This is a genomic window from Microcystis flos-aquae FACHB-1344, from assembly GCF_014698375.1.
Classification (GTDB): domain Bacteria; phylum Cyanobacteriota; class Cyanobacteriia; order Cyanobacteriales; family Microcystaceae; genus Microcystis; species Microcystis aeruginosa.
Genome location: NZ_JACJSW010000154.1, coordinates 1 through 6,804, shown reverse-complemented (window position 1 = coordinate 6,804; position 6,804 = coordinate 1). Strand labels below are relative to the sequence as shown.

Below are 6,804 nucleotides of genomic sequence, written 5' to 3'. Positions count from 1 at the left end.
TTCTTCATGCTCTTTGTCCCCGTGACTGGTTTATGGATGAGTGCTGTGGGTGTGGTGGGATTAGCCCTTAACCTCCGGGCCTATGACTTCGTTTCTCAGGAATTGAGAGCGGCGGAAGACCCGGAATTTGAAACCTTCTACACTAAAAATATTCTGCTTAACGAAGGTCTGAGAGCTTGGATGGCTCCCCAAGACCAACCCCACGAAAACTTTATCTTCCCTGAAGAAGTATTACCTCGCGGTAACGCTCTCTAAAGATGGCAAGAAAATTTACCGAATAGGGGGAAGGGTGAAGTTAAATCACCCTTCTTTTTTGTTGATTAACGCATCTCAAGCAACTACTACTCATTTTCTGGATACCCATGTAGGATAAACTAGAGAATTTCTTGGAGATTAAGACAATGTTTCGCCAAATTTTATTATCTAGTCTCGGTTTGTTGCTAATTTATCCCCTAGGGAGCGAGCCAGCAGCGGCCAGAACCATGAGAATTAATTGTGAAAGTCAAAACGGTCGCACTACTCGCTGTCCCGTCAACGCTAGATCGGCCCAAGTAAGATTAACCCGCACTCGCTCCGCTGCTCCCTGTGAGGGTAATTGGGATTTCCAAAACGGCAATATTGTGGTCAGAAATGGTTGTCGGGGCGAGTTTGAGGTACGCATGGACGACCATCACGGTAATGTTGGTGGCGGTTGGGAAGGTAATGTTTATGAAGAATTTCGCCTCCCCAATATCGGTCGTTTTGTCGTTGATCGCCGCAGTTATTATGATAGTGGCAGAATTAGAGAATTTGATGCGATCGTTAATGGCAGTCGCGAGCGTTGGTGGGCCAATTGTCGTGGTGGCGAACTCGGCAGCGGTAGTCGTCGCATCCGCTCATCCCGAGAAATCGATCGAGTAGTGGACTTTGTTTGTGAGGATCGGGGTTAAATATAGAAACCAAAACTCTATCTAAAACCTTGTAAAGTTACTTATTTATATAGCTAGATAGCTAAAATGAGTAACTTTTGCCGAAGATAGATTTTAAGAACGTTATCAGGTAAGCTAAGATGCACTTTAACCGCCTATCCTTAGATTACCTGAATTTCTCCCAATCTCTTGACTTGCCTCGAATAGTGGCTTGAGAAAACTAAAATCCTTAAGATAGCTGCTGTAAGAAACCCGTTTTCTTGATCTGCTGCTACAATTCAAGTAGATTGGAGGAAAATATATGGAGCCGGCAAACACCTTAGATGCTCTAATGCTCAAAACCATCATCAAGGAAAGCGTCCGCGAAGTTATGCGGGAAGAATGGTTTAAATTCTTCGAGATGCTGATTCCCTATGTTGATGATATAGAACAAGCTGACATAGAAGCAACCTTTAATCCTGTTGATTACAAAGACGACGGCTTCGTTGATATTACAGGCTGGTTTAATCGTGAAGATCAGGATCAGTAGATCAGCCAATAAATTTTTGGAGAAACTAGATGCCAATAGCCGAAAATCTGTTTTGACTAAAATTGGTATTCTCAAAACCTGCCTTGAAACTCAAAACGTTTATCCCCCTGAAGAACTTGATATAAAAAAACTTAAAGGTGAGTTAAAAGGATTCTCCAGAATTCGTGTTGGCAAAATGCGAGTTATTTTTGAAATCGGCAAGGAGACAGACGAAATCTTTATTTATGAGATTAACTTTAGAGGCAATATTTACGATTAATTAAGCGATTAGCAACGTTCGCATTTACCAATTATTTTCGATACTTCTTTCCGCAGCCATCTAACTTTCATGAGTTAATTTAGCAAATACTGCTTCTTCTTTGTTAGCAAAGTCTCCAGCTTCGACTGGGGCCACTGCTTTCTTAATTTTCTCGCCAGCAGCCAGAATAATCACCCGATCTTGACGATTACTAGACTTCTGACATAATTAACTTTTGAGAGTTCAAAAATGGGAAAATAGGGATGAAGTTGCCTAAAATATCTTTATACTTAGGGTCTGCTGAATAAATCTAGAAACCTTGTTGGATAAGACTTTTGGACTTTTTTCCCCTCAAAAAGTGCCAGCCATTGGAGGGATCGGGGGTAAAATTCAGGTACTTTTTCCCTGAAAATTAGGTAACTGACTACCTCAAAATCGGTAAAACCCCACACCCCACACCCCACACCCCACACCCTGCCCCCACCAACAAACTTTTTCAGCAGACCCTACTTAGTTCTCCTGACTACTGACTACTGACTACTGGCTCCTCTCTCTGAGGATTACCGGTCACTGATTACTGATTACTGATTAGAGAATACCCGCATTAGAAAGACCGAGAACCAGTCCCGCACCGAGAATATGGCCAAAACTCATGGTAGCCAATAATTCCGGCAGACCGAAGCTTTTTTTCGAGGCTAACTGCGGCAAGGGTAAAGCAGGGCCGGCCCCAGTATTTTGGATAGCAAAATAACCGATAACGAAGGCTACTAGGTTAGCTAACGTCATGGTAATGCCGACGGATAAATTCCAGGGAATGGTTTGAGCAGTGGCTAAAAGTAAGGCGGAAGGGATCATTTGCGCTCCAGTCTTGATAAGATTTTGTTAATCACAGGGCATTATAAAAAGCTCTTGACCCGAAACTGCTTTTTGTTTGAATACTTAACAGTTTTTGTAACGTTTTGCGAATAAGATTAAATGCGAATTAAAATTTGCGGCATTACCCAACCGGACCAGGGGCGAGCGATCGCCAATTTAGGAGCTACGGCCTTAGGTTTTATCCTCGTACCGAGTTCGCCTCGTTACGTCAAAATCCAGCAAATTAACGCTATTACCGCCGCAATACCCGACAAAATCGATTTGATCGGGGTTTTTGCCGACGAGCAACCGGAAATTATTCAGCAAATAACTATTAAAACCCCCTTGACAAGTGTGCAGTTACATGGTAGAGAATCTCCCGAATATTGCCAAAAGTTGCGGCAATTATTACCCGACCGGGAAATTATCAAAGCTTTGCGGATCAAAGACAGAGAAAGTTGGGAAAAGTCGGCAATTTACTTCAATAGCGTCGATACTTTACTGTTAGATGCCTACCATCCCCAATTGCTCGGCGGTACGGGACACACCTTAGACTGGCAAGCCTTAGCCAGTTTTTCGCCCCCCTTGCCCTGGTTTCTGGCCGGAGGACTCAACCCCGATAATATTAGTGAAGCTTTAACTCGGCTGCACCCCCAGGGTATTGATGTCTCTAGCGGCGTTGAGCGATCGCCTGGTGATAAAGACCTCAAAAAAGTCGCCCTCTTGCTAGAGCGACTGCAAAAATTCAGGGATCAGTGATCAGTTAGAAGGTTTTGGGTGTTGGGGTTTTAGTTGAATTCCCCCATTTCCCCATCTCCGGGACTAGAAGAAATTGGGTTTATGACGGATCAGGTTAAGATACTCCTCGCGGGTTTTCTGCTCGTCTTGGAAGACTCCTAACATGGCGCTGGTGACAGTCCAGGATCCCGGTTTCTGCACCCCGCGCATTACCATGCACATATGGGTTGCTTCCATGACGACGGCAACCCCTTGGGGGTCGAGAATTTCTTGAATCGCTTCGGCAATCTGACGGGTGAGGCGCTCTTGGACCTGTAAACGACGGGAATACATTTCCACAATGCGGGCTAATTTACTTAATCCGACCACCTTTTGGTTAGGAATATAGGCAACGTGGGCCCGCCCCATGAAGGGTAACATATGATGTTCACAGAGACTAAAAAAGTCAATATCGCGCACTAATACCATCTCATTATGACCTTCATCGAAGATCGCACCATTAACGAGGGTTTCTAGGGATTGTTGATAGCCTTGGGTGAGAAACTGCATCGCTTCGGCCACCCGTTTGGGGGTTTTTAATAAACCTTCTCTTTCGGGATCTTCCCCCACCGAGATCAGGATATTTCTGACCGCATCCATCATCTGTTCTTTGTTTTCGTCGGAAGTTGGATGAATTTGAGCGGTTTTGCCATTGTGGGTGTTGCGATCGGGGCGAGTGGTCATGCGTGCTTGAATAGCGTCGGTTAAATTACCGTTTAAACCGTTAGAAGAAGCTATGGTCATAATGAAGAGGCCTGTAGGCGAATTGATTGATAAATAGAAGTATTTCGGGTTATAATGCCCCCGCACTGGGCATAATGGTCATCGTTTCCACTACGGCCTGTTTGGGCAGTAACACCGCTTGCAGAATGGCCTCAGCGATGATATCCGGGGTTAACATGGCCGAGCGATCGAAATCTGCTTTGACGCTATCGCTGTCCCAGATGGGAGTATTGACAGCCCCGGGGGTGATAATCGTGACGCGAATGGCGTTAGCCCGCTCCTCGATCGCTAAAATGCGAGAAAATGCCACTAATCCAGCTTTGCTGACACTATAGGCCCCCCAATCAGGGAAGAAATTATCGGCGGCGATCGAGGAAACGTTAATGATCGTGCCTCCCCCCTGTTGACGCATGGCAGGTAAAATTCCTTGCACACACTGATGAACACTGGTTAAATTGAGATCGATCACCCGCTGCCAGTCTGACAAAGGTGTGTCGGCCAAGGAGTTTGTGTAACCCATGCCAGCATTATTGATCAGGATATCGATCGGTCCGGATTCTTGGGCGATTTTAGCGATACTAGGAGCTACTTCCGGGATATCTGCCAAATCTAAGGGGTAAGCTTGGGCTGATACGCCTAAATCTGCCGCCATTCCCGCCACGGTTGCCAATCTTTGCTGATCGCGACCGATTAAAACCAGATTAATTCCCGCCTTGGCGAAAGCGAGGGCGGTTTCTTTGCCGATGCCGCTGCCGGCTCCGGTGATCAGCGCTCGCTGTTGACGAATAACAGAGTTCATGGTATAGTTTGAAATCTCTTAATTCTTGGTAGTTAGGGCAAAATTTTGGCGGTTAGGGGGACCCTAGAAAGGTTTAAGGGAGTTGGGTTAGATCGGAGCAATTTTTCTCGCACCAAAATTGCTGCGGCCCACCCGGGCGGGGGGAAGCATTGACTATCGGGTAGGTTCAAGATTAAAAATCGTTACAAAATTTTACCTAGCCAATTATAGCACTGTTAAGTCAGGGATCACTAATTTTTGTGTATATTTAGATATCTAACCAGCGAGGGGAAAAAGCGGACTGGTGGGCGAGAATTCTTGAGGCTGTCTTTGTCCGAAACTCCCTCCCCCCGCGCTCAAAACTACTCACCAGAGGAGATGGCAGCGGTGGGTTGAGTGCGATTGACAATCACCACTCGATCGCCGACAACGGGACTTCTAGCGAGGAGAATTCCCTCGTTATCCCTCATTTCCAAGCGGCGAAAATCGAGACTTTGGCAACGTTGAAAAACCGAATTAGCCAATTTATCCTGTTGTGATGCCTCCAGACTATACCAATTATCGCCCAAAATAACTACTAGACGACTAGCCAAAAAATCCGCTTCTACGGTAGAAATAATCCCGGCGGGATAACGAGTAGTTAAATCGGTAATTTCCGCTTGAATGGCTGCGACTAAACTTTGTTCGGGAGTTAATCGCGGTTTTGCTTTGGTAATCGGGACGGGAATCGGTGCCTCTGGTGCGATTAATTCTGGAGGAGTTTCGATAATTTCCCCGGCAGCCGGGGAAGGACTAGAGACAACTTCAGGCATATTTTCGGCAATTTCCGCCGTATTTTTCGGTAAACTGACCACAGCTACTAATAGGATAGTGACTAAACTTCCTGTTAACAAGCCGGTAATTAACCAATCGGGAATTTTTTCGCTAATTCCCCCAGGTAAAAGTCGGCGAATTTTGCTCAAAATCGTCGTCCACCACCCTTCCACCTGCTCGAAATCCGGTAAAATATCGTCGATTCCCTCCGCTGCTTCGATTGGAGAATCTGGGGTTAAACTTTGCTCAACTTCTGCGAATTCATCTGGTTTTAAAGCAGCGGCTAACTGTTGCGTTGAGTTAAGAAGATTATCAACAGCAACTTTTGGGGGTAACACTGTCGCCGTTCCCGTGTTAAGTTGGGAAACGATCGAATTTAACTGCTCGATCGCCTCTTGTAGTCGGATCACTGTTTCTGCTTGGCTGAAATTCTCTCGCTCATTTGGTTGAGTCATAATTAATTCTTCTTAACCCGCTGCCATTCTTTTTCAAAATATCATTCTATGCGCCGTTTTCTCGGTTTTTTAACCAGTATTTTCCTTGTCTTCCTGACTGCTTGTGGTAGTGTCACTCCCCCGCAAGAATTTGCCCCCGACGGAGAAATCGTCGCCAAAGCCCTTTTATTACAATTTCGTCACACATCCGATCGCCTTAGTCAATCTTTACAGATCGATGATCCGCAGGTAAAAATTGCTAAAATTAATGTCACCAGTCTGGAACCGCTTTATGTGGGCAATTTACCCGCTTATCACTTGCAGGGAGATTACGATCTAACTCTACAATTGCCCCATCAAAAAGATACCAAACAACACAACAATTTTGATCTTTATTTACAAAGACAGATCGAGGGGAAAACTTGGCGTTTACTGGAAGAAGTTGCCTCACAATGGCGCAGCTATTTAGTGAAATAACCGGAAAAAGCCAGGAGATTTTGCTAAGTAGCTGGTTATAATTAAATTGAAGATAGATTTTGGGTTCGATCCCCCCTGCCCCCCTTGATAAGGGGGGTGCCGATAGGCGGGGGTATCTACCTTAGCAACGACAATCCTCAAAGGGAGAGTTTAGCGATTTTGACATCCTCGCCGCCCTAAAAGTGCGGCGATTCCTAAACCTCACGATTTAAGTTTCTGCTTCCACCACCGTCGCATACCACAGTTAAAAAACCATGTACTGTCTTACACAG

General features: G+C 45.4%; 10 protein-coding genes and 1 pseudogene. 6 read left to right on the top strand and 5 right to left on the bottom strand.

Annotation, left to right across the window (positions count from 1 at the left end; all coding sequences use genetic code 11):
* From H6G48_RS14305 to H6G48_RS14290, 4 genes and pseudogenes are all read left to right on the top strand, one after another.
* A pseudogene (locus H6G48_RS14305) lies at nucleotides 1–255 on the top strand (photosystem II D2 protein (photosystem q(a) protein)); the annotation flags it as partial.
* A gap of 146 nt (nucleotides 256–401) precedes the next feature.
* The gene (locus H6G48_RS14300; protein WP_190722267.1) at nucleotides 402–929 is read left to right on the top strand and encodes a DUF3011 domain-containing protein; all 528 of its coding nucleotides are present in this window, start codon (nucleotides 402–404) and stop codon (nucleotides 927–929) included.
* Between the two features lie 280 nt (nucleotides 930–1,209).
* A complete protein-coding gene (locus H6G48_RS14295; RefSeq protein ID WP_002756856.1) occupies nucleotides 1,210–1,437 on the top strand; it encodes a hypothetical protein in 228 nt (75 codons plus the stop codon).
* Nucleotides 1,394–1,696: a type II toxin-antitoxin system RelE family toxin gene (locus H6G48_RS14290; protein WP_002784443.1), complete on the top strand. Its 303-nt coding sequence runs from the start codon at nucleotides 1,394–1,396 to the stop codon at nucleotides 1,694–1,696. Before H6G48_RS14295 ends, H6G48_RS14290 begins: the two co-directional genes overlap by 44 nt.
* 269 nt (nucleotides 1,697–1,965) lie before the next feature.
* Here the strand turns inward: H6G48_RS14290 and H6G48_RS27215 are convergent, their stop codons facing one another.
* Nucleotides 1,966–2,148, bottom strand: a complete 183-nt coding sequence (locus tag H6G48_RS27215) for a hypothetical protein (protein ID WP_341275503.1) — start codon at nucleotides 2,146–2,148, stop codon at nucleotides 1,966–1,968.
* Nucleotides 2,149–2,263: 115 nt separating this feature from the next.
* Complete coding sequence (gene psaK / locus H6G48_RS14285; protein ID WP_002756861.1) at nucleotides 2,264–2,530, bottom strand: photosystem I reaction center subunit PsaK; 267 nt, start codon at nucleotides 2,528–2,530, stop codon at nucleotides 2,264–2,266.
* A gap of 120 nt (nucleotides 2,531–2,650) precedes the next feature.
* Between psaK and H6G48_RS14280 the strand changes: the two genes are divergently transcribed.
* Nucleotides 2,651–3,289, top strand: coding sequence for a phosphoribosylanthranilate isomerase (locus H6G48_RS14280; RefSeq protein ID WP_190722266.1), 639 nt, complete (start codon nucleotides 2,651–2,653; stop codon nucleotides 3,287–3,289).
* 63 nt (nucleotides 3,290–3,352) lie between these two features.
* Here H6G48_RS14280 and folE read toward each other — a convergent pair whose 3' ends face one another.
* The 3 genes from folE to H6G48_RS14265 form a co-directional block, all read right to left on the bottom strand.
* Nucleotides 3,353–4,051, bottom strand: a complete 699-nt coding sequence (folE, locus tag H6G48_RS14275) for a GTP cyclohydrolase I FolE (protein WP_190722265.1) — start codon at nucleotides 4,049–4,051, stop codon at nucleotides 3,353–3,355.
* Between the two features lie 49 nt (nucleotides 4,052–4,100).
* On the bottom strand, nucleotides 4,101–4,829 hold the full coding sequence (locus tag H6G48_RS14270) for an SDR family oxidoreductase (protein ID WP_190722264.1): 729 nt from the start codon (nucleotides 4,827–4,829) through the stop codon (nucleotides 4,101–4,103).
* Between the two features lie 341 nt (nucleotides 4,830–5,170).
* A complete protein-coding gene (locus H6G48_RS14265; RefSeq protein WP_190722263.1) occupies nucleotides 5,171–6,076 on the bottom strand; it encodes a hypothetical protein in 906 nt (301 codons plus the stop codon).
* Nucleotides 6,077–6,124: 48 nt separating this feature from the next.
* Here H6G48_RS14265 and H6G48_RS14260 point away from each other — a divergent pair, with 48 nt between their 5' ends.
* On the top strand, nucleotides 6,125–6,532 hold the full coding sequence (locus tag H6G48_RS14260; protein ID WP_147069516.1) for a hypothetical protein: 408 nt from the start codon (nucleotides 6,125–6,127) through the stop codon (nucleotides 6,530–6,532).
* The last annotated feature ends 272 nt before the right edge of the window (nucleotides 6,533–6,804 follow it).

Bases quoted from the DNA above. Each gene is read 5' to 3' on its own strand.
- psaK (WP_002756861.1), bottom strand. From the start codon at position 2,530: ATGATCCCTTCCGCCTTACTTTTAGCCACTGCTCAAACCATTCCCTGG.
- H6G48_RS14260 (WP_147069516.1), top strand. From the start codon at position 6,125: ATGCGCCGTTTTCTCGGTTTTTTAACCAGTATTTTCCTTGTCTTCCTG.
- H6G48_RS14270 (WP_190722264.1), bottom strand. From the start codon at position 4,829: ATGAACTCTGTTATTCGTCAACAGCGAGCGCTGATCACCGGAGCCGGC.
- H6G48_RS14300 (WP_190722267.1), top strand. From the start codon at position 402: ATGTTTCGCCAAATTTTATTATCTAGTCTCGGTTTGTTGCTAATTTAT.
- folE (WP_190722265.1), bottom strand. From the start codon at position 4,051: ATGACCATAGCTTCTTCTAACGGTTTAAACGGTAATTTAACCGACGCT.
- H6G48_RS14265 (WP_190722263.1), bottom strand. From the start codon at position 6,076: ATGACTCAACCAAATGAGCGAGAGAATTTCAGCCAAGCAGAAACAGTG.
- H6G48_RS14295 (WP_002756856.1), top strand. From the start codon at position 1,210: ATGGAGCCGGCAAACACCTTAGATGCTCTAATGCTCAAAACCATCATC.
- H6G48_RS14280 (WP_190722266.1), top strand. From the start codon at position 2,651: ATGCGAATTAAAATTTGCGGCATTACCCAACCGGACCAGGGGCGAGCG.